Below are 23,293 nucleotides of genomic sequence, written 5' to 3'. Positions count from 1 at the left end.
ACCACCGGCGGCAAGGGGGTTGGCTGGCTTTGGCCATGGCGTGACGAACGATTTTTTGCCCCCTGGCAGGTGATCCGGGTCGCCCCCTTCAAGCTGGAGGCCTATCTCACCGCCCGAGGTGAAGCGGTGATCCTCTCCGAGCTCTACTGGGTATGGCTGCCGGGGTGGTTAGATTGGACCTTGCTGTTGGATGTGTTGTGACCCGTCAAATAGAGGGCATTATTCCTATCGTAATTTTCCCTATATTTTGCTGAGGAATAAAACCACATTTTATAAAAAATCATATCCACTTTCTTGTTGTAACATTGGGCTCACCCATCTTTTGGAGTGTTGGCTATGCCTTGTTCAAAAATATGGGGGGCCTGATTTTTGTCGGCAATAAGGTAATAGGAGTGAGCTAAATACTCATAAGTTAAATTTAGATGCCTAGCTGTTTGTGTACCAACGATACATCTACTTGAACAGGATGATGGCGGGATAACTTTAGTTAAAATAATCCGAAACGCATAGCAAAAATCCAACTAGCTGCAAATTAATAATTAACAATGTAATGTTATTAAGACTCAAATTCTTTGATTACTTCTCTACGAAGTTCGTGGATTCTGTCAATGACAGACTTTTCCCCATTATTTTTCCTCATGGTTTCTAGGTTTTTACTTTGTATATTTATAGCCAGTCTCATCATAAATCCACAAAATACTAGTAAAGCCAAAAATAATAACCCATCTGTGGATAACATTGGTTTCCAATTCTGCTCTAAAAAATACAACTTTTCCAATGGCTTGAAAAACAAGAGCAAATTAACGAAAATTGCCATAAAATATACTATAAACAAGGGGGCGGCAGCTTTGTTAAACAAATAGTTTATTAGAAACGTATATGTTGTGTTTCTTTTTAAATAGTAATATACAAAAAAAATCCCGATAATAATGATAATTAAGAACTGACCATAAACAATCATATATTTTAGTAGCAATAGCACCGCCTCTTTTAACTGTCCATACCAATCGCAAGGCGTTTTTATAAAGCATGATAACTGCCAATCGAGACCAAAGTACTCTTCTAAAACATTTGATAGTACATACAATGTTGGCCATAGAGCCCAACAGACTACATTTAAAAATGTATCAAATGCTGCTTTGGAAACTGGTTTGTCATATAATTTAAGGTATTTAATAATCATGATTTTTTGAAAGGCCATATCAGTGCGTTAAAAAAGTAATATTATTATTCTTTGCATAATATTAAATGAAGTTGTGAGCAGTGAAATTCAGATAGTTGCGCAAGTCACTTTAAAATATCTAATGCAAAATGCAAAATGCAAAATGCAAAATGCAAAATGCAAAATGCAAAATGCAAAATGCAAAATGCAAAATGCAAAATGCAAAATGCAAAATGCAAAATGCAAAATGCAAAATGCAAAATGCAAAATGCAAAATGCAAAATGCAAAATGCAAAATGCAAAATGCAAAATGCAAAATGCAAAATGCAAAATGCAAAATGCAAAATGCAAAATGCAAAATGCAAAATGCAAAATGCAAAATGCAAAATGCAAAATGCAAAATGCAAAATGCAAAATGCAAAATGCAAAATGCAAAATGCAAAATGCAAAATGCAAAATGCAAAATGCAAAATGCAAAATGCAAAATGCAAAATGCAAAATGCAAAATGCAAAATGCAAAATGCAAAATGCAAAATGCAAAATGCAAAATGCAACACTCAAAACTTGGACGCTCATCTCTCATGTTCTGGTTATGCAATGGTTTGTTTAGAAAGATGGGGGGGGCTAATTTTTATCGTATATCGTATATTGGGCTAAAAATTGTAGATTGATGCTACACGAAGTGAAGCCCAACGTTTACCGCGAAATATATCTGTGAATCTGTTTTGCGGATCTGCTACATCCTTGTTTATCCCACATTGGTTGGCGCAATAATGCTCGCCTGTTGGACTTCGCTACACGCTGCGCCAACCTACAAAAACCACGCTACCGCCCCTGAGTAGCTGCTCCCAGTCTGCTGCCGTTAACTTGCGAGATAGCAATACTCAGAAATATGGGTGTTCTAATTTTCGTTATGCATGTTATTGGCTATTCCACAAATTTTTCCATTTTGACATTCAAGATACTGTTTGCAAACACCCTTACTAGCAAAGCTTCTACGTTATTAATCATATCTTCCTCAACTTCATACGCTGAGAAATATGATGCCATATCGGCTAACTGTAAGTTTGTTTTCTCAATTTTCCTAGGTGACTCGAAAGCTGGTTTGAAACCTGTGCCAGTATATGGATGAGACACTACTTTAATTTTTTGAGTTTGCCTGCTTCGATTAAAAGCATTTTTCATTTCATCCCAAAGATTTTGTTCTTTAGCTTTCCCAATATATAAAGCCTCCCCCCTTGAATCATAAAAAATATATATTCCACAACAATTCCTTAGATATTCTTTAATGTCTTCTTGTCGTTTGTTTCCACTTAAATCAGAGTCGAAAAGTTCCCAATGTTTACCGTGTTGTGACTCTGCGACATCAACTGGGTAATACTCAACTATTGGTTTAATTGAATAAGAGTGTGCGTAATACACTGATTTTTTACTAACTTTTTCAATTAAGTTTACAATTTGTTTTGCCGTAACGTCCTTTGGTTCATTTGTCCACATCTGAACAGTTGAATAAGACAGCCCCAATAATTCAGATAGATGTTTGTTATTGGGTGACTTATATCTAACTCTCAATTCATCAATTATTTCTTTAGAGTTCAAGTTCATCTCCTATATTTATAATTATCACATGTTGGGCTTCGCTACGCTCTGCACCAACTTACAAAAACCACGCTACCGCCCCTGAGTTTCAGCCCCCAGTGCGCTGCTTTTAACCCGCGAGATAGCAACAATCGCTGTCATGGTGTTCTTCCGAGAGGTTGATTGTCATTCGGGTATCTTAAGGGGGAGGGTGGTGCGTTGAGAAGCTGGTTTTGGTGGGAATCTGTGTTGGATCAATAAATTAGTTATTAAGGCATGGGCTGAGTGAGCATCTTGTTTGGCTGGGTATACACAATCCCCTCACCCCAGCCCTCTCCCAAGGGGAGAGGGAGCATATCTGCTGTTAGACGGGGCTGCGGGTTGGCACAGTTTTGATCCCCCTCTTGTTCGTTGAGGCTCATCCTCTTGTCCATCGGCGTGTGCAGTTGGACAAGAGGATGAGCCGAAGGTCCCCGACGTCAGTCGGGCGAATAAGCGGAGGAGAAGATCTTTGGTGTTATTTGTTAAAGAGAGCGGGTCTTTCCAAAGTCACTCGCCCCAGCCGCGAAGCGGCGGGCGAAACCCCGTCGAGGGCGGCGCCCTCGTGTCCTGCGTGGCGAAGCCGCGCCATAGCATCAGCATCAATTCCGCGAACGTCTGATTACGCTTCGCTAATCAGGCCTACAAGGGTGGCACCAACCAGGGATGGTGGATAACAAAAGGGAGCCCGCTTGGGCTCCCTTGCTTGTCATGGGGGTAGGCGTTTGACTGAACGCTTAGCGCAGGGTCGCGGCCTTCATCCCTTCCACAAACTCCTTCAGACGAGTGAGCATATGCTCCGGGTTCTGGTGGTGGGTCTCGATGATCTTCACCACGGCGGAGCCGGAGATGGCACCGGCGGCGCCAGCGGCGATGGCTTCACGCACCTGAGCCGGTTCGCTGATGCCAAAACCGAGCAGGGCGGGGGGCGCGTTGAACTCGCGCAGGGTATTGATGAGACCTTCCACCGGCATGCCGGCCTTGGTCTCTGCACCGGTGACACCGGCGCGGCTCACCAGATAGGTGTAACCATTGCCAAGCTCCGCCACCTGTTTCAGGGTCTCGGCGTCGCCATTGGGCGGGGCGATAAAGATGCTGTCGATGCCAAACTTGTCGGCGGCCGCCTTGTAGGGGGCGCACATCTGCACCGGCACGTCGGCCACCAGCACCGAATCCACGCCAGCCTGCTGGCACTTCTCGTAGAAGCCGTCGATTTTGCGCACATAGACCAGATTGGCGTAGACCAGCAGGCCAATGGGCAGCTGCGGGTACTTGGCGCGGATGCGGCCAAGCAGCTCGAAGCAATCGTCCGGGGTGGTGTGGCTGGCAAAGGCGCGCAGGGCGGCGCCCTGAATGGTGGGGCCATCCGCCACCGGATCGGAGAAGGGAATGCCGAGCTCGAGGGCATCGGCGCCCCCTGCGACCAGTGCATCGACGATGGCCAGTGACAATTCGGGGGTGGGGTCACCCAGCATCACGAACGGCACAAAGGCGCCCTGATTGGCCGCGTCCAGACGGGAGAAGAGTTGTGCGTAACGGTTCATTTGCAGGTTCCTTCTTTCTCGATGCTTTCTGTTTCCAAGATGTCAGCCACGGTGAAGATATCTTTGTCGCCACGGCCGGAGAGGTTGACGATGAGCACCTGCTCTTTTTCCGGTTCACTGCGGGCCATCTTGAGGGCGTGGGCCAGCGCGTGGGAGGACTCCAGTGCCGGGATGATGCCTTCGGATTTGGCCAGCTCCTGGAAGGCGTCCAGCGCCTCCTTGTCGGTCACCGAGGGGTACTCGGCGCGGCCGATGGCGGCCAGATGGGCGTGCTGCGGGCCGACGGAGGGGAAATCCAGCCCTGCCGAGACGGAGTAGGACTCCTGAATCTGGCCCTGATTGTCCTGCATCAGGTAGGAGTGCATGCCAAAGAAGACCCCCTTGCTGCCGTGACCGAGGGGCGCACCGTGCTCGCCGCTCTCGATGCCGTGACCACCCGGCTCGACGCCGATGAGGCGCACTGACGGCTCATCGATAAAGTCGGCAAACATGCCGATGGCGTTCGACCCACCGCCGACGCAGGCGATCACCGCATCGGGCAGCCGCTCTTCCTTCTCGAAGCACTGGGCCTTGGCCTCTTCGCCGATCATCTTCTGGAACTCCCGCACGATAGTGGGGAAGGGGTGCGGGCCGGCGGCGGTGCCGAGCAGGTAGTGGGCCGACTCGTAGTTGGCGGCCCAGTCGCGCAGCGCCTCGTTGCAGGCATCTTTCAGGGTGCTGGAGCCGGAGTGCACCGGAATGACGGTGGCGCCCATCAGCTTCATGCGAAATACGTTCGGTTTCTGGCGCTCGCAATCCTTGGCACCCATATAGACCCGGCACTTGAGGCCGAGCAGGGCGCAGGCCAGTGCAGTGGCCACGCCGTGCTGACCGGCGCCGGTCTCGGCGATGATCTCGCTCTTGCCCATCCGCTTGGCGAGCAGCGCCTGACCCAGCACCTGGTTGGTCTTGTGGGCGCCGCCGTGCAGCAGATCTTCACGCTTGAGATAGAGGCGGGTCTTGGTGCCTTTGGTCAGATTGCGGGTCAGGGTGAGCGGGGTCGGGCGACCGGCATACTCGGTCAGCAGGGACTGAAACTCGGCGATAAAGGCCGGATCATCCTTGGCATCGACAAAGGCTTTCTCCAGCTGGAGCAGGGCCGGGATAAGGATTTGGGGCACATACATGCCACCAAATTCACCGAAAAACGGGTTGAGCAGGGTCATAGACTATTCCTTGTATTTATAGGCTTAAGCGATTCATTCATTTGGTGCATGTGTTTAGCGGGTTCGCAGCGCTTTTTCACAGTTGGCGCAGAGCGCCGAAGGCGGCTGCAATCTTGTGCGCATCCTTCTGGCCCGGGGCACTCTCCACCCCGGAGTTGAAATCAAGGCCGAGGCAGCCCACTTGCGCCGCCTGCAGGGCGTTGTCGGGATTAAGGCCGCCCGCCAGCATCAGTTTGCTCTTGTCGAGCGTGGCCAGCATGGCCCAGTCGAACGCCTGACCGGTGCCGCCGCTCTGGCTGCCCACCGCAGTTTTCACGACAGTATCGAGCAGCAGCCGATCGGCCGGGTAGTCGAGGGCGGGTAGCGGTTCGCCACTTGTGACTCCTACCGCCTTCCAGATCTGGCAGCCAGCCGGCAGCAGCGCGCGCAATCCCTCGATATAGGCGGCATCTTCATCCCCGTGCAACTGCACTGCGGCGAGCCCCAGCGCCTCCACCGTCTTGACGATGGTGGCGGGCTGGGCGTTGCGAAATACCCCGACGTAAGAGAGCGGCGCGCCCGCCATCACGGCGCGGGCGGCGGGGATGTCCACATAGCGCGGGCTTTTGGAAACAAAGATAAGACCCCCAAATACCGCACCCGCCTGATGGACGGCGGCGGCATCCTCGGCGCGGGTGAGACCGCACACCTTGTTCTGGCCCAGAGTGAGCTTGCGCACCGCAGCCTCCAGATCCGGCTCGGCCATCAGGGATGAGCCCACCAGAAAGCCCTTGGCGTGGTGGCGCAGATCCGCCACCTGAGCGCGGTGGTTGATGCCGGACTCGCTGATCACCACCCGATCGCTCGGAATATCTTTAGCCAGCTGTTTGGTGCGGTTGAGATCGACGCTCAAGTCGCGCAGATCCCGGTTGTTGATACCGATCACCGGCGCGCCAAGGGCGATGGCGCGGGTCAGCTCCTCCTCGTTGCTCACTTCGGTGAGCACGCCAAGGCCCAGCTCTTTGGCCACCGCGAACAGGGCGCGATAGCCCTCGTCGGTGAGCACCGAGAGCATCAGCAGGATGGCATCTGCCTGATAGTGGCGGGCCAGATAGACCTGGTAGGGGTCAATCATGAAATCCTTGCAGAGCACCGGCTGGCTGACGCGGCTGCGCACCCGTGGCAGGAAGGCAAAATCCCCCTGAAAGAACTTCTCGTCGGTCAGCACTGAGATGGCGGTAGCGTATTTGCCATAGATGTCGGCGATGGCCTCCGGGCTGAAATCGTCGCGGATCAAGCCCTTGGAGGGGGAGGCCTTCTTGCACTCCAGAATGAAGCGGGTGGAGCCCGCCTTAAGGGCGCCTACGAAATCCCGATCGCTTGGGGTCAGCGTGTTCTGGAAGCTCTCCAGCGGCTGGGCCAGCTTGCGGGCGGCAACCCACTCCTGCTTGGCCGCCACGATCTTGCCGAGAATGGTCTGGCTGATGGAGGCCATGTTCAGAAAGGCATGGGGGGCAATAAGGTCTGACATCTCGTTATCCTTGCGAAGCTGGTTATTGCCGGTTGGGCGTTCTGAATGACTGCTGTGCAGAGTCGTGGCTGACATCATGCCTCCTGATGACTCAAGGTGGCCAGCCGAGCGGCGAGCTCCGCCGTCTTGCCGCTCGCCAGCACCGCCAGCACCTGGGCGGCCGCGCTCTGGAGATCCTTCGCCTTGCCTGCCATCAGCAGCAGCGGTGCCACGTTGGCGGCAATGGCGGCGTTGTGGGCCGGGGTGCCACGCCCTTCCAGAATGGCAGCGGTGATGGCGCGGTTCTCTTCAGGCTCCCCCCCCTGAATGGCGCTGACCGGGTAGGTCTCCAGACCAAAGTCAGCCGGGGTTAACAGAAACTCGCGGATCTCGCCGTCACGGATCTGGGCCACCTGGGTCGGGCCGTGGATGGCAATCTCGTCGAGGCCGGCACCGTGCACCACCATACCGGTTTTCAGCCCCAGTGCCAGCAGGGTTTCGGCGATGGGGCGCACCAGCTCGGGGGCATAGACCCCCATCAGCTGATAGGTGGGGCGAGCCGGGTTGATGAGCGGCCCCAGCACGTTGAACAGGGTGCGGGTCTTGAGGGCCTGGCGCACCGGCATGGCGTGGCGCACCCCGGCGTGATACTGGGGGGCGAACAAAAAGCAGATGCCGAGCTCGTCCAGGCAGCGGCGCGCCTGCGCCGGGCTCATGTCGAGCTTGATGCCCATCTTGTCGAGCAGATCGCTCGAACCCGATTTGCTCGAGACCGAGCGGTTGCCGTGCTTGGCTACTTTCAGGCCGCAGGCGGCAGCGACCAGCGCCGAGGTGGTGGAGACATTGATGGTGTTGAGGCCATCGCCACCGGTGCCGACGATGTCGCAGAACTCATAGTCCGGACGCGGGAAGTCGCGCGCTTCTGCCAAGAGGGCCTCGGCGGCGCCGGCGATCTCCTCCGGGGTCTCCCCCTTGATCTTGAGGGCGGTCAAGAGACTGGCGAGCACGATGGGATCCACTTCGCCACGTACCACCTGGCCGAAGGCGTCGCGGGTACTTTCACGGCTCAGAGACTGACCCTGATAGAGGGTGTTGAGATGATGATGCATGTTGGTCTCCTTACCTTACCGCACGCTGCTTTCTGGACGGGTGATATGGGCGAGCGCCTGAGTCAGCAGACGGGCCCCTTCCGAAGTCATGATGGATTCCGGGTGGAACTGGAAGCCCAGCACCCGCTCATCCTGCTGCTCGATGGCCATGGGCATGCCCTGATAGTGGGCAATCACCGTCAGCTCTTCCGGTACATAGGTGGCGACCAGCGAGTGGTAGCGGGCCACCGGCAAGGGGCTTTGCAGCCCCGCGAAGGCGCCGTGGCCGTTGTGCTCAATCAGCGAGCGCTTGCCGTGGACTATCTCGCCCGCCGCACCGACGGTGCCGCCGTAGGCTTCGCACAGGGCTTGATGGCCGAGACAGATGCCGAGGATGGGCACCTGACCACGGGCCAGCTTGATGAGGTCGATGAGGCAACCCGCTTCATGGGGGGCGCCCGGGCCCGGCGAGAGCACCAGCACGGCGTCTCCTTCACAGGCAGCGATTTCGCTCATGATGCGGCTGGCCGGCAGGCTGTTGCGGTAGATCCGCACCGGATAGCCGAGGGAGCGAAACTGGTCGACGAGGTTGTAGGTAAAGGAGTCGAAGTTGTCGAGCAGGAAGATGTTAGTCATGGCTCACGTCCTTATGTTGCTCCTGCTGGGCGCTCAGGGCTTGCAGGGAGGTGCCATGGCTGGCGGCGATGGCGGCCAGTACGGCGGCCGCCTTGGCGCGGGTTTCGTCCGCTTCGGCCTGGGGCTTGGAGTCATAGACCACCCCGGCACCGGCCTGTACGTGGGCCACGCCCTCTTTGACAAAGGCGGAGCGGATGACGATGCAGGTATCCATCTCGCCGGCGCCGTTGATGTAGCCGACCGCGCCGCCGTAGCTGCCGCGGCGCTTGCCTTCCACCATGCGAATAAGTTCGCTGGCGCGAATTTTGGGGGCGCCGGTGAGGGTACCCATGTTCATGCAGGCCTGATAGGCGTGCAGGGCGTCAAGGTCGGAACGCAGGGTGCCGACCACCTTGGAGACCAGATGCATCACGTGGCTGTAGCGATCCACTTTCAGCAGCTCCTTGACGTAGCGGGTGCCGGGCTCCGAGATGCGGGCGATGTCGTTGCGGCCCAGATCTACCAGCATCAGGTGCTCGGCCACCTCTTTCTCGTCCTGACGCAGTTCCAGCTCGATGCGGCCATCGAGATCCCGGTTGATGCTGCCATCGGGGTTGAAGCCGCGGCGGCGGGTACCGGCGATGGGGTACATCTCCACATCGCGGCTGGTGGCGCAGAACTTCACTGCGCTCTCGGGGGAGGCGCCAAACAGCGTGAAGCCCTCATCCTGCACGTAGAACATGTAGGGGCTGGGGTTGGTCTGTTTGAGGCGGCGATAGGCGGCGATGGGGCTGGGGCAGGGCAGGGAGAAGCAGCGGGACGGCACCACCTGGAAGATGTCGCCACGGCGGATAAAGCCCTTGAGCTTCTCCACCTCGGCGCAGAACTGCTTGTCACTCTTGTCCACGCTGATGCCGCCACTTAGGGCTGGCGTGACCGGCTCCTGTTGCGGCGCCTGTTGGCAGGCTTGCTTGAACCGGGCGAGACGCTCGCTCAGGCGGTGGTATCTGTCCTCCACCCGGCTCTCGTCGCTGTCGCCGCCAAAGATGCAGGCAATCAGCTGGGTGGTGCGTTCGATATGGTCGATGGTGATCAGGGTTTCGGCCACGTAGAAGCAGTAGTCGGGGCAGTCGTTGCTCCCTTCCGGCACCTCGGGCAGATCTTCAAAAGAGGCGATGAGGTCGTAGGCAAAGCTGCCCGCCATAAACAGCGCCTCTTTGCCGAGCTGGCAATCGATCTCCCGCTGCAGGGTGCGCAGCACGTCCAGCACGCTGACCCCCTTGAGGCGGCTATCTTCATCCTGCTCCCGATCGGAGGCCGGGAAGTCGAGCTGCAGCTCGCCGGCCACCAGGCTCTGGATAACGGCGGCGGGCAGGCGCTCTGTCAGCAGGCTCTGCAACTGGGCGCCGTTGTCATTGAGGCTGCGTACCCGCACGGTGCGGCCGCGGCACTCGATGCGCAGACAGGCATCGACCAGCAGCAGGCTCTGTTTGCCCGCCTTGGAGTCGATCTCGACCGATTCCAGCAGCAGGGTGTTGGGGCGCTGCTGGCAAAACTCGCTGTAGAGTGCCAGCGGATCGGCCACATAGGGGGCGTTGAGTTTGAGGGTATCGAATTCACCCAGAGGAAGGCGGTGCGTGGCTGTCATAGTGCGTTCCCTTGCGTGTGATGCGTGTTACCGATGTTCATGACGTCTAATACCTTGAAAAAGTGCCTTGAAAATGAGGTGGGTTCTGGCGGTTTCAGCAGGGGCGCCATCGCCTGGTCATTACGCTTGTCTGAATTCTCGGTTTCATCACAGCTCCATTTGCCGGATAATAAAAAAGCCCGCTGGGGTCAGCGGGCTTTTTCTTTGGGTTCTTAATTTGCTGTCAGTTTACAGGTACAGCAACGACCACACGCCCGCATGTCAGGGAGTGTGCCACCACCAAATGGTCAGGATGGAAGTCGTTTGCATGATAAAGTCCTGTAAAAAGATGTTTGCAATGAAGTGCCTACAGAAAACGATAAAGCCGCGGCCAAGTCAAGTCGCTTTTTAGCCTTCTTTCACCGATTTTTCATGAATGGTGACCTGACCACGAGAGCGGAATAACCCGATGAGATTCGATCTTCACTGTCATACTACCGCTTCGGATGGCGTGCTGAGCCCCGCAGAGCTGGTGCGCCGCGCCGCCGAGAAAGAGGTCGAAGTGTTAGCGATCACTGACCACGACACCCTTGCCGGCCTTGATGAGGCTCGCAGCACCATCGCCGCCGAGCAACTGCCGCTGCGACTGGTGAGCGGAGTCGAGATCTCCACCGGCTGGGAGCATCACGAGATCCATATCGTGGCGCTGGGAGTGGATGAAAAAAATCCGCAGCTGAGCGACTTTCTGACCGGCCAGCAGGCCCGCCGCGAAGAGCGCGCGCAGGAGATCGGGCGCCGTCTGGAGAAGTGCCTCATCCCCGGCACCTATGAAGAGGCCAAAGCGCTTGCCGGTGATGCGGCCGTGACCCGGGCTCACTTTGCCCGGGTGCTGGTGGCGCGCGGGGTGGCCGACAACATGCAAAAGGTATTCAAGAAGTACCTGAGCCGGGGCAACAAGGGGTATGCTCCTGCCCAGTGGCCCGAGATGGGCGACGCGATCACTGCGATTCACGCCGCGGGCGGGCTGGCGGTGCTGGCCCATCCCAGCCGTTACGATCTCACCGCCAAGTGGATCAAGCGGTTGCTGGTGGCCTTCAAGGCGGCAGGCGGCGATGCCATGGAGGTCTCGTTGCCCCAGCAGAGTCCGCAGGAGCGGGCCAATCTGGGCCAGTGGGCGAACGAATATGGTCTGGCCATTTCGGTGGGGTCCGATTTTCACTTCCCCTCCAACTGGACCGAGCTGGGCCGCCACCTCTGGCTACCCAAAGAGGGGACGCCGCTCTGGCTGGTCTCTCCCGATCACTTCGGGCTGAGTCAGGAAGAGCATGCCGCTCTGGTGGCCAGCCGCTGACCGGCGGCAAGAGACGAATTTTAAAGCAGAATAGTAAGTGAGTGCCGTGGAGCCGGGCTCCATGGCCATCAAGCGGGCAGATGTTGCTGCCCCCATTGCGAGAACAAGGTATGAGTCAGCACTTTTACGTACATCCGGAAAACCCGCAGGCGCGTCTGATCAGCCAGGCGGTGCAGATCATCCAGAACGGCGGCGTTATCGTCTATCCGACAGACTCAGGCTATGCGCTGGGCTGCCACATGGGTGACAAGGGGGCGCTGGAGCGCATCTGCCGCATCCGCCGGCTCGACGCCAACCACGATTTCACTCTGGTATGCCGCGATCTTTCCGAGATCGCCACCTACGCCAAGGTCGATAACGGCGCGTTTCGCCTGATCAAGAACAACACCCCGGGTGCCTACACCTTCATCTTCAAGGCGACCAAAGAGGTGCCGCGCCGCCTGATGAACGAGAAGAAGAAGAGCATAGGTATCCGGGTGCCGGACAACAAGATTGCCCAGGCGCTCTTGGAAGCCCTCGGCGAGCCGCTGCTCTCCACCTCGCTGATCCTGCCGGATTCCGAGATGGCGGAGTTCGACCCGGAGGAGATCTACGACAAGCTGGGCAAGCAGATCGATCTGGTGGTCAACGGTGGTTATCTGGGCGAGCAGCCCACCACTGTCGTGGACTTCTCCGACGACGACCCGGTAGTGCGTCGTCGCGGTGCCGGAGACCCGACCCCGTTTGAGTGATACCGCAGATCCTGTGACGACCAGCACCGGCGATAACGGCGCGGGCGTCACACCTCCCATCGCGAAAGTCCTGGGGCAGCCCTACCACGAGCTGCCCCAGGACTTGTTCATCCCGCCCGATGCGCTGGAGGTGTTCCTCGATACCTTCGAGGGGCCGCTCGATCTGCTGCTCTACCTCATCCGGCGTCAGCAGCTCGATATCCTCAACCTGCCGATCCTGCAGATCACCGCCCAGTACATGGAGTACGTGGAGCTGATGCAGGGGCTCAATCTGGAGCTCGCGGCCGAATATCTGCTGATGGCGGCCTGGCTGGCCGAGATTAAATCCCGCCTGTTGCTGCCCAAGGCGCCCGAGCTGGAGGATGAAGAGGAGGGGGAAGATCCCCGCGTCACTCTTATTCGCCGCCTGCAGGAGTACGAGCGCTACAAGGTAGGTGCGGAGCGGGTCAGCGAGCTGCCGCGGGTGGAGCGAGAGATCTTTATCGCGGCCGCCCTGCCGCCCGATTTTGGCGATCTCAAGCCACTGGCGCCCGATGTTTCGCTGGTTGAGCTCGCCCTTTACATGCAAAGTGTGGTAAAACGCGCGACTCATTTTGAGCATCACCAGATCCGCCGCGAACAGATCCCGACCCGGGTGCGCATGGCGGAGATCCTCGCCATGCTCTCGCTTGGCCAGACCCTGCGTCTTGAGCAGGTGCTGCGCGCCGAAGAGGGGCGGATGGGCGTGCTGGTGACCTTTCTGGCGCTGCTGGAGCTGTGCAAGGAGCAGCTGATCTGGATTTTGCAGGCCGAGCCTCTGGGTCCGATCCATTTTGCCCTGGCCAGCCAGAGCGAGGAGGGGGAGCGTGGTCTTGCCCATTGAGATGGCTTTTGCGAGGAACGCCCAATGGCGCTGCCAGCTGAACGATTAAAGACGCTGATCGAGGCGGCCCTCTTTGTCGCCGGGCGTCCGCTCAACGTCAGCGAGCTCAAAGGCAGCGTGCTGGCCGACTATCCGGTCACCACCCGCTACGTGCAACTGCTGCTGGCTGAGCTCAAACAGGATTACAGCGAACGGGGCGTCGAGCTCAAGGAAGTGGCCTCCGGCTGGCGCTTTCAGGCTCGTCAGGATTATGCCGAAGAGCTTTCGCGGCTCTGGAGCGAGCGGGCGCCCCGCTACTCGCGCGCCGTGATGGAGACGCTGACGCTGATCGCCTATCGTCAACCCATCACCCGGGCCGAGATCGAAGCGATCCGCGGGGTCGCGGTCTCGAGCCAGATAGTGAATACCTTGAAAGATCGTGGCTGGGTGCGCAGCATAGGCCACAAAGAGGTGGCGGGTCGCCCCGAGCTGCTCGCCACCACCAGAGCATTTCTGGATTACTTTAATCTGCAGAGTCTGGAGCAGCTCCCCGAGCTGGATCCCGAGCTGCAACCCCCGTTGTCCGCCATGTTTACGGGCAGCGATCAACAATCAGGTAACCCCGATGAGTGAAAAACTGCAAAAAGTGTTGGCCCGCGCGGGTCACGGCTCCCGTCGTGAGATGGAGGCCCTGATCACCGCAGGTCGGGTCAGTGTGGATGGCAAGGTCGCCACGCTGGGGGATCGCGTCGAAGTGAACGCCGTGATCCGGGTGGATGGTCACCAGGTCAAGACCCGTGCCGCAGAGGAAGTGATCTGCCGCGTGCTGGCTTACCACAAGCCGGAAGGGGAGATGTGTACCCGTCACGATCCGGAAGGTCGTCCTACCGTGTTTGATCGCCTGCCCAAGATGGAAGGGGCCCGCTGGATTGCGGTCGGCCGCCTCGACGTCAACACCTCAGGTCTGCTGCTGTTCACCACCGACGGTGAGCTGGCCAACCGCCTGATGCACCCGAGCCAAGAAGTGGAGCGGGAATACGCGGTGCGCGTGTTTGGCGAGATCACCGAAGCCATGCTGCAGCGCCTGCGCAAGGGCGTACAGCTGGAAGATGGCATGGCCAAGTTCAACAAGATCAAGCCGGCTGGCGGCGAGGGTCTGAACCAGTGGTTCAACGTCACCCTGACCGAAGGTCGCAACCGTGAAGTGCGCCGCCTGTGGGAATCCCAGGAAGTGCAGGTGAGCCGCCTGATGCGGATCCGCTACGGCGACGTCAAGCTGGATCGTGCTATCCCGCGCGGCGGCTGGCAAGAGCTGAAACTGCCGGAAGTGAACTACCTGCGCGGTCTGGTCAACCTGCCGCCGGAGACCGAATCCAAGGTCGATCTGCAGCAGGATGGCAAGAGCAGCCGCCACAAGCAGGCCGCCCAGATCCGTCGAGCCGTCAAGCGCCACAAGGAGCTGCAAGGTAAAGAGCCGCGTGCCCGTGCCACCACCGCCCGTCGCAAGCCGCAAGCTTCTACCCGCAACTCCGGCACCGGCAGCAAATAAGCGCCGTTTATCAGTGAAGCACACTGATAGGCGTGCAAAATTGCCAAAAAGCCCGCACCAACTGGTGCGGGCTTTTTTATATCCTTAACAATATAACTACCTGGACAAATAAATATTTATTTGGCTTTTTATCAATAAAGGCGCTTATTTGTTGATCTCAATGAGAAAACGTTTTTCTTGTTTCATGGTTATTTTTTGTGGCTCAGTTAACAGATAAACGGTTCTTTTTTATTCACAACACCGGATGGATTGGTGAATAATATGGCCGGGTTCCAAGCGCAGCTTTTCATGCCGGATGCATGAGTTTTTCGTTGAAGAGTTCTGCTTGCCAATAGTGATACATGACTCGCGCCGAAGGGGCGTCTCACTGTTATTGGGCTTACAGCAGTGTCGCCGAGCAATTAAATATGCTCAGGGACTGCGGTAGCTATTTGCTAGAATTAGCTCTGTTTGCGGCGTTGTTGCCCAAATCGATACAGCTTGAATGGAACTAACTGATAACTTGGTGATCTGATCCCGCCATCCTCTTCAACTCTGCATTATGGGCGCGTCGCTTCACCCCATCACCAACTGGCCTCAATATAACAAGTCTTTGCTCAACAGTGGTTCACTCACCTTATGGGTTGACACCGAGGCAATGAACAATTGGTTTCACCAAAGCCATTACGGACGATGGGGCCGCAGCCAGCTTGATACTGACCAGACCATCTGTACATTCCTGATGCTCAAGGGGATTTTCAACCTCACTTTGCGGGCCACTCAGGGACTACTCGACTCTCTGCTCCAGTTGATGAATGTGCCGTTGTACGCACAGGACTATAGCTATGCCAGCAAGCGTGCAGGCACGGTGACCGTGGCTTATCGTATCCCCCAAAAAGAACGTATTACCGATTTGGTTATCGACTCGCTTGATTAGACAGGCCGTGCTATTCGGCCCGACAAGCGGGGTCATATTCCGGCTCAACTTGGACCCATTCTGGAACGGTTGGGCCTTGATGGTGTTCTCTGGTTGAAACAGGTGGCGCTATTCAGGCGACAAGGGATCAGCGTGGTGGGAGGCAGAGATCAATGTCAGCAGTTTGCCCGCCACTGTGGCCAGCGGCGATGCCATCAATCACGGATTTGATTGCTTTGCATTTACCCTGCTGATAGCTCCGGGTATTGCACATAGTCCAGTAAATGGTTGTGCAGGGGCGGTTGCTTTCCAAACCTGAAAATCTCTCCCTCCAGTGGACTTTTGCAGGCATCAGTTCGAATGCATACCCCCTTATAATGCCTGCAAGCTGTTCGATAGTGGCTTGCTACAAAATGTGGGCGTCCTAATCGTTGTTTTCGTGGTGAGTTTTTTACTGGGTACTCTAATAAGTTGCTTTTAGAGAGAGTTGAAAAAAGAGGTCATGAAATGAAGTATTATCTTGGGTTATGGCTTTACTCATGTTTTTTTTGTGTCCTTTTATGTTTTTTAATCGGAGGGACAAATTCCATATTTTTTTATTTTAAAGAAGGCGAGCTTCTTGTTCCTAAAGGAGAGGTTGAACGGGCTGTTATATTTGGCTTTATAGCGGGAACATCGATATCAATATATTTTTTTTGTCGTCTCTCTTTTTAAAAAAGTGAAAAAACAGTGAGATAAAGTATATATGAATTTTGAAATAAACAAATAACAAACTGGTTAGATAAGTATGGTAGTGCGAAGATAATCTGGGACACCCACCTTTTTGGAAGGTGCTACCTGAGGGGCTTCTTTTGTTACAGAGTTTGATCCAAAAACCGGCAATACGAGGCAATGGATGGAGAGTTATGATCATTCAGGAAGTGTAATTCGTGTCCACCCAAAGAGTATCAATGGACAACCAGTTGACGCTCAGCATTACCTTCCAACGGGAGCTGAATTGAAGAGTTGGGGACAACAATGACTCTAGGAAACGTAGTGGCCGATAGGCTTGAAAAAACAGCTGTCGGTGGATTTGATGTTTTTAAAATATCAAAAGAGGCATTTAGTATTTATCAGGATCCAGAGCTCTCCCTCACAGAGAATTTAAATATGGCGTTGTTATCGCTGATAGCGATGGAGGATGGGCCAGAGTTCGAAATGATAGAAAAAGAATTTTGGATCTTACTATCAGAGATTCGACAGATGTAGGGCCGGTTCGATTAGAGCAGTGTAATCGGGCTATCGCGCATAGGGGCTTTCGGTTAATAAAGGAGCGATTTTAGCGGTATTGGCTCGGCTATGTTACTGGGATCTTGGACTCCCACCTTTTTGATAGAATTTTTGTGCCGAACGGAACTGTGAATGGGATACCTACAAAACCATGATTAATAACGTTTTTAATAAAACTAATAAGATGGGCATTGCGGATTGGGGCGTTATCTACTTTGGCTGTAGAGGTTTACCAATAGGCAAATTATCATGCACAACACTTAGTGATTATCCATGTGATCGCCTAATGTTAATTGATAATTCAGATTCATTATTTCCTTTGGTTGCTGAATTATCTTGTTGTACTGAGATTACGAATGAAACTCTTTATTTGCTAGAGCAAGTATGTCAAATTAGTGAGGTTGACCTCTATTTGGCAAAAAGAAATGGAAATTGTTTTGCTTAGAGAGCACATTAGATTCTTTGCCAGAAGACTATATGTATGCATTACTTGCGCTAAACGAGTTTTGGGTAGGGTGGGGAGAAGAAAAAAATAGTCAAAATATTATTCAAGGTGTAGGAAACGCTATTTATCCTGATGTATACTATTCTGATGAAAACTTAAAAATGGTTATGAATAGCCATAGGGAATGGTTGAGTAAAGAAATGGCTAGTCTTATTTCAAAGACCGCAGGCCCGATTAGCAAAGCGTAATCGGGCCCTCGCGAAATCAGTTGCCGTTATTATCAGGCAACTTACTCGCTCACCCTGTGTGCGAGCGGGACTCTGGGACATCCACCTTTTTGGAAATATAGGTTCAATTCCCCCTGCGTTACTAATTAAATATAGTGCGTTGTGTGATAAGTAAATCAATATAGTTTAAGGGGCTCAGGATGTTGGTGATCAATAAAGTACTTGTTGTCATGTTTTTTTTATTCCATTGGATTATCAGGATGTGCTCCATCATATTCAACCTGGGAAGGGGGGTTGAATGAGGTGATTGGAGATGCCTTTGAAAGACATTACAAAAATCCACATAGTCTTTTTTGGGCTCCAATTTACTCTAATAAAGAAAAAAGGTTTGCAGATAAAGTAGTCTATGAAAGTTCATGGAAAAGATATTATCTTACTTGGATGAAACAGTGTAAATACTCCGTACTGGTTGATGACAAAGGGGTCATTCGCTCTTGGCGTTATGAGACAGACGACAGAGGTAGTTGCTACGTCTGGTAACTACTCTTATGAGCAGGAATAAATCTGGGGCACCCACCTTTTTGACAACAGGTGATATTGGAGATGGCTTGGGGGCAGAGCTAAGCGGGAAATATATTGAACAAAAATCTTCGCAAAAGGGTAGCAAACAATGAGGAAGAACAATACGTTTACGCTTCTGATTTTTTTTGTTGCGTTAAGTGTCACCTCTATTTTTTTGACTTCTTTTACTCTATATGTTGCAGGCGAGCTATTGTTTTTTTATTTTAGAGGTATACCTGTTAATTTTACAATAGATAATTTTTTTATAATCTGTCAGATTAGTTTTGGTGTTGGGAGTTTTGTTGGTGTAGTGATGTGGGGGGCTCGATTATTAAAGCTAAAGGGATTCTGATATTTGAAGGGGGAATCTAGGGAAGGGATAATCCGGGACACCCACCTTTTTGTAATTGATACTATGTGGATACAAGAGGGCATATAGGATGAGTAAAATTGAGAGAATCCTTGATCAGCATCAGACTTGGCTTGCTCAGATGAGTAGTATGGTAGCCCAAGAGCTTGAATACCTTGATGAAGATCTTGCTTGTGACTCATTGGTGGGCCTCGAGAATGTGCCTGACTCGTTGGGGATGTTGGCGATCTATCACGGTATTAAGGGAGAGGTAGCTATCTATGGCGGGGATAGCTCTGGTTGGGAGGACATATCCCGCGCGATTATTTACCGTTACTGGGCGTTGAGGCTTAGAGTAAAGGTTTTCTCCACAACGAGGTTTCTTAAGGGCATTAGAAGTGTCCCTAACCTGACGAATCAGTTGACTAGTGCTAGTTGTTTGTTGGCAGCATTTATTGTAGCGGATCGACATGATTTAGCTGAATCGGTCGCTGATATTCTTGGAGGAATGTTGACTATGAATGGTGCTGTTGATCCTGATTATCAGAAAACGTGCCGATTCGAACCGTTCATGTTGTGGCTTTACTCTGTCTATTCGGGACGGATTGTATCTCCTTTACCTGAACCTATAAATATAGGGGTTTACCAGAAGGTAATCGACAATTGGGACGATGAGGAAAATTTCCCCAGTATAATTGAAGAGGTATGTAAATATCACTTAGCCAACTCTGAAGATAAAGGGGGGGGATGGGATCCAGAATTTAAAAGCCCACCTTTTGATTTATTGCCATTAGAGGTTGTTGCCATCTTAAAAGTTCGTCAACAGATCGGCCAGTCATCACTTTCCATTTCGAACAATCTGTTATTTGTTGACTCAGCCGCACTGGAAAATTTGTTTTTTGAACCGGATGATGTGGCTATAAAAGTTGAGATGGCGTACAACAATTTCTTTAGTTAATAGTAGATTCTGGAAGTACCAAGGTCGCAGGTTCGGTTAGGAGATAATCGGCGTTGTTGCCCAAATCAACGAGCAAGTCATGACTTCCCCAGCTCCTAGTGACCGCTACACTCGGGGCTTTCTGACTGGTAGACCAAGGGTATTCAGCTTGTTTATGGTGCTTACATACGCCATGACTTCTCCCACTTGGCCGTTGTAGTTACGCAGACTGATTTTCCCCGCCAACAACTGCTTGAACCGATACATCGCTGTCTCTGCCAGTGAGCGACGGTGATACCCAGATATCTTCTTCCAGTGCGCCAGTCCTTCCTTGCACATCACCAGCACCGCGTCATTTCTTGCGTGTCCTTTTTTCCATAACCCCGCGTTTTTGCGAGGCGGGATACAGGCTGTTGCCCCTTTGCGCGAGATAAGCTGATGGCTGGCTTTGCTGTCATAGGCGCCATCCGCATAAACATGTCCCAGCTTACGCCGCAGAGGGTTGAGCAAGGTGGGCAACACCTCGGCATCATGGACATTTTCCAGCGAGACTTCCGCCGCCACGATATCGTGGGTCACCGGGTCTACCGCCAGATGCAACTTGCGCCAGACTCGCCGCTTCTCCGAGCCGTGTTTTCTGACCTTCCACTCGCCTTCACCAAATACCTTCAGGCCGGTCGAATCGATAACCAGGTCGATGATACGCCCCTTGGCGGGTTGTCGATAGGCCACTTTCACCGTGCGAGCGCGCTTGCTGACACAACTGTAGTCCGGTGCGCACAACGGTACATTCATCAACTCGAACAGGGAGTCGAGTAGCCCCTGAGTGGCCCGCAGAGTGAGGTTAAAAATCCCCTTGAGCATCAGGAAGGTACAGATGGTCTGGTCGGTACAAAAGGTGGGTGTCCTAATCGTTCCTAATCGCTTATCCACTCAGTGACTAATAAAGCATATGATATGAAAATCGTTACGCCTAAACGTTCTGAGTTACAGCCAGGCCCATCTTTGGGGGGGGGGAAATGAAGATTAAAAGCCAAATTAGTGGGCATATCATTGACATATTTGGTATTTACTGGGTTTTGTCTGTGGATGGCTCCTGCACTGAAACAATATTGCTTGGTTTACCTAAAAATAGTGGTGGCTTAGTTCCTTATCGCATAACAGGTAAGGTTATTGATAGTGTTGATATTATTGAACCATCCGTACCCGATGGCTTTATCTACTACTATTCAGGGATTCATCACAAATCATTAATTGAAGAGAATTTACTCGATGATCTTCGAGAATATGACGAAACAGCTTATAAGCGGTTCCTTGAGATCCTGAAAGCTGAAGGCAGCATAGATCCGGATTTTTATTGAAATCCGGGACCCCCACCTTTTTGTGGATTACATAAAGATCACATTGAAGTTTTGATAGCAAAGGAAGAGTCAAAGCTGTCCTAAATACTGACGGTTCTTACAATGACTCGAAGACAAAATCTGCAATTAAAGAAGGGCGGAGATTGACAAAATGAAAATAAATTTTCCCTTTGACAGCATCAAGGGAAATTTTTTATATATACAGGGGGAGAAATCTCATAACTCAGTAGATAAGAATGATCTATTCATCGATTATGGGGGTGAGCTAGATGATAGATTTGTAAAATATCTATGCCTATTGAGGAACAAGTTAACTTGCTGGGCATAGCCAAAGAAAAACATGATGATCTTGCAATGCAATCGGCTCTATTTAGAATAAGAACTCATGCGATGAGTCTGTCAAGTTTTTTTGATTCTATTGTAGAGGATTCTGAAATAATTCTTCGACTGGAGACTTGGCCAGAAATTCCAGAAGATAATCCGGGACACCCACCTTTTTGACACGTCCTTGATGGTGCGGAGAAAAAAATGAAAAAAATTAACCTCTGGGATCTCATCAAATTTATTATATTAAGTAATATTTTTATGATTTTTCTTGATGTTTTTGGTAATGCGCTGGTATTAGTTGTGGTATATTTTAAAACTGGTATTTTTATATTTGACTTGGATGATTTTTTATATGGCTCTTTAGATAAAGCTCTCGCAGGAGGAACCGTGTTGGGTATTGGTCTTTGGCTCAAACACAAATTACAAGAGCGACAGAAACAGAAAGGCTAGGGCCGTAGTCTCGATTAGGAGGATTATTTTGCACCCATATTTTTTAATGCATGTTAAAAGGAAGGTCGTATGAAGATATTGTTTGCATCAGGAATGATAACCTTTCTTGTTTTGCTGATTTTTTTGTCAGGTGTTTTTTATGTTAGGAATAAATTAAAATTTAATGATTCTAGATCTGTGTTTTTGTTTATGGATAGCGTGATGTTTAAGTCTTGTTGGCTGACTAATCTGGCATCTATATTCTTTTTTATATCATGTGCTATGGGATTAGCTTTGTCATGGGTTAATGGTGAGCCTCATCAACGAATTATTTCTTATTGTGTCGGCTTTTTTGGTGTTATTTTATTGTTTTTTCATTGTAGGTTGCAGTATGTTAGAAGTCATGAGGTAGGTGATTTTTCCTTTTTAAACGAATTGACTTTGAAATATGAGTTTTCTAGTTCTTCGGTTTTAATTTGGCTTTCTAGATTATGTTATTTGGTGTCATTTTTCATGCTCTTTTATTATGGTTGTTAACGCGTATTAGCGGGGTGTAAAGACATAGTCATCACCAGATACCGGCCTAGCGCCGGTGTTTTATTTTATCGGCCTGCCATGCTGGCAAGCTGGTCGTTCAACCTGATTCCCATCTGCCGAGATGACTTTTGCATCCATGTAACGAATTTTTGTCCGCCGTATCACCAGTGAAATAATCCGAGACGTGGTGGAAGAGTCGATAGCCTAATGGCGGAGTGGCAACTGCCTCCGATCCTGCGGTATTCGTGATGCCGATGCTGCTGATAGTGGGCGGATGTGCTGTGGTGCTTGCTATGCAGGGGGGTAGCCCCAAAAGTGGGTTTCGATATCGCCTCTTATGCCAGATAAGAGGCGATATAGCGATTTGATTACCAGATTAGCGATCGCCAGACATCCCGAACTCTATGGGCATCAAGGTATAAAACACACTCGTGTTGTGTTTCTTTAGCAGGTCGAATATGAGGTTTACCTCGTTGTCAGTGACGGAAAACGTCACTTCCAATGGCTGGTCTGACAGTTCGAAAAAGTGAGCCGAGTGCAGACGCCGATCATGCCCAAGTCCTTCATTGGCAGCCAACAGGGTGGCCCCCTGAATACCGAGCTCTTTAGCCTGCTCGACCAGCCATTGTGCCAATGGTTGACCCTCGATTGAGCGATCCTGGCGAGTGTAAAATGTTAATTGATAGCCTTGCATAGATACTCCTGTCACATCCGTTGCAGCATTGACATTGACCACATGCCGGCAAGAGTCATAGCCAGCGAACCCAGTACATGGACACAAATCGCCCCACCTGCCCAGGCCAATCGACCGGCCTGCAGTAATGAAGTGACTTCAGCAGAGAATGTTGAAAAGGTGGTCAACCCGCCGAGAAAACCGGTGATCACCAGCAGCCGCCATTCAGGGGGGAGATTGGGGTTTGCGGAAAAGAAAGCGATAGCGATCCCGATCAGATAGCCTCCCAGCAAGTTTGCCACGAGAGTGCCCAGCGGGAGGGTTGGAAAGATAGCGTTCAGGGATGTGCCGAGTAGCCAGCGAAATATGGCACCGAACGAGGCGCCAACGCTGATGGCAAGAATCGAATTAAGCATATAAATCGTCCTTTAGTGCAGAGACTCCAGGACAGTGGTGCATATGCT

Annotated in this window: 22 protein-coding genes and 4 pseudogenes; 15 read left to right on the top strand and 11 right to left on the bottom strand. The window is 52.2% G+C overall.

Annotated elements, in window-relative coordinates; all coding sequences use genetic code 11:
• Window positions 1-201 (top strand): annotated as a pseudogene (locus BS300_RS07825) (metal-dependent hydrolase); the annotation flags it as partial.
• Window positions 202-556: 355 nt separating this feature from the next.
• On the opposite strand, the gene BS300_RS07820 reads toward BS300_RS07825, so the two are convergent.
• Window positions 557-1,201, bottom strand: a complete 645-nt coding sequence (locus BS300_RS07820) for a hypothetical protein (RefSeq protein ID WP_071911948.1) — start codon at window positions 1,199-1,201, stop codon at window positions 557-559.
• 55 nt (window positions 1,202-1,256) lie between these two features.
• Between BS300_RS07820 and BS300_RS21300 the strand changes: the two genes are divergently transcribed.
• Window positions 1,257-1,772: a hypothetical protein gene (locus BS300_RS21300; protein ID WP_158025284.1), complete on the top strand. Its 516-nt coding sequence runs from the start codon at window positions 1,257-1,259 to the stop codon at window positions 1,770-1,772.
• A 317-nt stretch (window positions 1,773-2,089) separates the two neighbouring features.
• Here the strand turns inward: BS300_RS21300 and BS300_RS21075 are convergent, their stop codons facing one another.
• The 7 genes from BS300_RS21075 to BS300_RS07780 all read right to left on the bottom strand — a co-directional run bounded on the left by BS300_RS21075 (window position 2,090) and on the right by BS300_RS07780 (window position 10,368).
• Window positions 2,090-2,761 carry a hypothetical protein gene (locus tag BS300_RS21075; protein ID WP_071911983.1) on the bottom strand — a complete coding sequence of 224 codons (672 nt, stop codon included), beginning with the start codon at window positions 2,759-2,761 and terminating at the stop codon, window positions 2,090-2,092.
• A gap of 755 nt (window positions 2,762-3,516) precedes the next feature.
• The gene (gene trpA / locus BS300_RS07805; protein ID WP_071911944.1) at window positions 3,517-4,323 is read right to left on the bottom strand and encodes a tryptophan synthase subunit alpha; all 807 of its coding nucleotides are present in this window, start codon (window positions 4,321-4,323) and stop codon (window positions 3,517-3,519) included.
• Window positions 4,320-5,528 (bottom strand): tryptophan synthase subunit beta, encoded by a 1,209-nt coding sequence (gene trpB, locus BS300_RS07800; protein ID WP_071911942.1) that lies wholly within the window; start codon window positions 5,526-5,528, stop codon window positions 4,320-4,322. The genes trpA and trpB overlap by 4 nt, the downstream gene beginning before the upstream one ends.
• Before the next feature lie 76 nt (window positions 5,529-5,604).
• A complete protein-coding gene (gene trpCF / locus BS300_RS07795) occupies window positions 5,605-7,113 on the bottom strand; it encodes a bifunctional indole-3-glycerol-phosphate synthase TrpC/phosphoribosylanthranilate isomerase TrpF (protein ID WP_071911940.1) in 1,509 nt (502 codons plus the stop codon).
• Complete coding sequence (trpD, locus tag BS300_RS07790) at window positions 7,113-8,126, bottom strand: anthranilate phosphoribosyltransferase (protein ID WP_071911938.1); 1,014 nt, start codon at window positions 8,124-8,126, stop codon at window positions 7,113-7,115. The genes trpCF and trpD overlap by 1 nt, the downstream gene beginning before the upstream one ends.
• A gap of 15 nt (window positions 8,127-8,141) precedes the next feature.
• Window positions 8,142-8,741 carry an aminodeoxychorismate/anthranilate synthase component II gene (locus BS300_RS07785; RefSeq protein ID WP_016351382.1) on the bottom strand — a complete coding sequence of 200 codons (600 nt, stop codon included), beginning with the start codon at window positions 8,739-8,741 and terminating at the stop codon, window positions 8,142-8,144.
• Window positions 8,734-10,368, bottom strand: coding sequence for an anthranilate synthase component 1 (locus BS300_RS07780; RefSeq protein ID WP_071911934.1), 1,635 nt, complete (start codon window positions 10,366-10,368; stop codon window positions 8,734-8,736). Before BS300_RS07780 ends, BS300_RS07785 begins: the two co-directional genes overlap by 8 nt.
• A gap of 448 nt (window positions 10,369-10,816) precedes the next feature.
• On the opposite strand from BS300_RS07780, the gene BS300_RS07775 reads away from it, so the two are divergent.
• The 9 genes and pseudogenes from BS300_RS07775 to BS300_RS07720 all read left to right on the top strand — a co-directional run bounded on the left by BS300_RS07775 (window position 10,817) and on the right by BS300_RS07720 (window position 19,523).
• Window positions 10,817-11,698 carry a PHP domain-containing protein gene (locus tag BS300_RS07775; protein ID WP_071911932.1) on the top strand — a complete coding sequence of 294 codons (882 nt, stop codon included), beginning with the start codon at window positions 10,817-10,819 and terminating at the stop codon, window positions 11,696-11,698.
• Window positions 11,699-11,808: 110 nt separating this feature from the next.
• Window positions 11,809-12,429, top strand: coding sequence for an L-threonylcarbamoyladenylate synthase (locus tag BS300_RS07770; protein ID WP_041208296.1), 621 nt, complete (start codon window positions 11,809-11,811; stop codon window positions 12,427-12,429).
• Complete coding sequence (locus tag BS300_RS07765; RefSeq protein WP_041208297.1) at window positions 12,422-13,291, top strand: ScpA family protein; 870 nt, start codon at window positions 12,422-12,424, stop codon at window positions 13,289-13,291. Before BS300_RS07770 ends, BS300_RS07765 begins: the two co-directional genes overlap by 8 nt.
• 24 nt (window positions 13,292-13,315) lie before the next feature.
• Window positions 13,316-13,903, top strand: coding sequence for an SMC-Scp complex subunit ScpB (gene scpB / locus BS300_RS07760; RefSeq protein WP_033113297.1), 588 nt, complete (start codon window positions 13,316-13,318; stop codon window positions 13,901-13,903).
• Window positions 13,896-14,819, top strand: coding sequence for a 23S rRNA pseudouridine(2605) synthase RluB (gene rluB / locus BS300_RS07755; RefSeq protein ID WP_071911930.1), 924 nt, complete (start codon window positions 13,896-13,898; stop codon window positions 14,817-14,819). Before scpB ends, rluB begins: the two co-directional genes overlap by 8 nt.
• Window positions 14,820-15,360: 541 nt before the next feature.
• Window positions 15,361-15,726 (top strand): annotated as a pseudogene (locus BS300_RS07750) (transposase); the annotation flags it as partial.
• Window positions 15,727-16,731: 1,005 nt separating this feature from the next.
• Window positions 16,732-16,962: a hypothetical protein gene (locus BS300_RS07740; RefSeq protein WP_071911926.1), complete on the top strand. Its 231-nt coding sequence runs from the start codon at window positions 16,732-16,734 to the stop codon at window positions 16,960-16,962.
• A gap of 450 nt (window positions 16,963-17,412) precedes the next feature.
• Window positions 17,413-17,676: pseudogene (locus BS300_RS07735) on the top strand (DUF2247 family protein); the annotation flags it as partial.
• A 980-nt stretch (window positions 17,677-18,656) separates the two neighbouring features.
• Window positions 18,657-19,523 (top strand): hypothetical protein, encoded by an 867-nt coding sequence (locus BS300_RS07720; protein ID WP_071911917.1) that lies wholly within the window; start codon window positions 18,657-18,659, stop codon window positions 19,521-19,523.
• Window positions 19,524-19,628: 105 nt separating this feature from the next.
• Here BS300_RS07720 and BS300_RS07715 read toward each other — a convergent pair.
• Window positions 19,629-20,393 (bottom strand): annotated as a pseudogene (locus BS300_RS07715) (IS5 family transposase); the annotation flags it as partial.
• A gap of 128 nt (window positions 20,394-20,521) precedes the next feature.
• On the opposite strand from BS300_RS07715, the gene BS300_RS07710 reads away from it, so the two are divergent.
• The 4 genes from BS300_RS07710 to BS300_RS21065 all read left to right on the top strand — a co-directional run bounded on the left by BS300_RS07710 (window position 20,522) and on the right by BS300_RS21065 (window position 22,156).
• Window positions 20,522-20,863, top strand: a complete 342-nt coding sequence (locus BS300_RS07710; protein WP_071911915.1) for a hypothetical protein — start codon at window positions 20,522-20,524, stop codon at window positions 20,861-20,863.
• A 291-nt stretch (window positions 20,864-21,154) separates the two neighbouring features.
• Complete coding sequence (locus tag BS300_RS21425; protein WP_204378239.1) at window positions 21,155-21,364, top strand: hypothetical protein; 210 nt, start codon at window positions 21,155-21,157, stop codon at window positions 21,362-21,364.
• Between the two features lie 27 nt (window positions 21,365-21,391).
• Window positions 21,392-21,640, top strand: coding sequence for a hypothetical protein (locus tag BS300_RS07705; protein WP_071911913.1), 249 nt, complete (start codon window positions 21,392-21,394; stop codon window positions 21,638-21,640).
• A 69-nt stretch (window positions 21,641-21,709) separates the two neighbouring features.
• Entirely contained in the window at window positions 21,710-22,156 is a 447-nt protein-coding gene (locus BS300_RS21065; protein WP_143241737.1) for a hypothetical protein, read from the top strand.
• Between the two features lie 376 nt (window positions 22,157-22,532).
• On the opposite strand, the gene BS300_RS07700 is transcribed toward BS300_RS21065, so the two are convergent.
• Window positions 22,533-22,850, bottom strand: a complete 318-nt coding sequence (locus BS300_RS07700) for a DUF190 domain-containing protein (RefSeq protein WP_043851430.1) — start codon at window positions 22,848-22,850, stop codon at window positions 22,533-22,535.
• A gap of 11 nt (window positions 22,851-22,861) precedes the next feature.
• The gene (gene crcB, locus BS300_RS07695) at window positions 22,862-23,245 is read right to left on the bottom strand and encodes a fluoride efflux transporter CrcB (RefSeq protein ID WP_033116160.1); all 384 of its coding nucleotides are present in this window, start codon (window positions 23,243-23,245) and stop codon (window positions 22,862-22,864) included.
• Between the last annotated feature and the right edge of the window lie 48 nt (window positions 23,246-23,293).

Source organism: Aeromonas sp. SCS5, assembly GCF_001887375.1.
Classification (GTDB): domain Bacteria; phylum Pseudomonadota; class Gammaproteobacteria; order Enterobacterales; family Aeromonadaceae; genus Aeromonas; species Aeromonas jandaei.
This window is presented reverse-complemented; position numbering and strand designations above follow the sequence as displayed.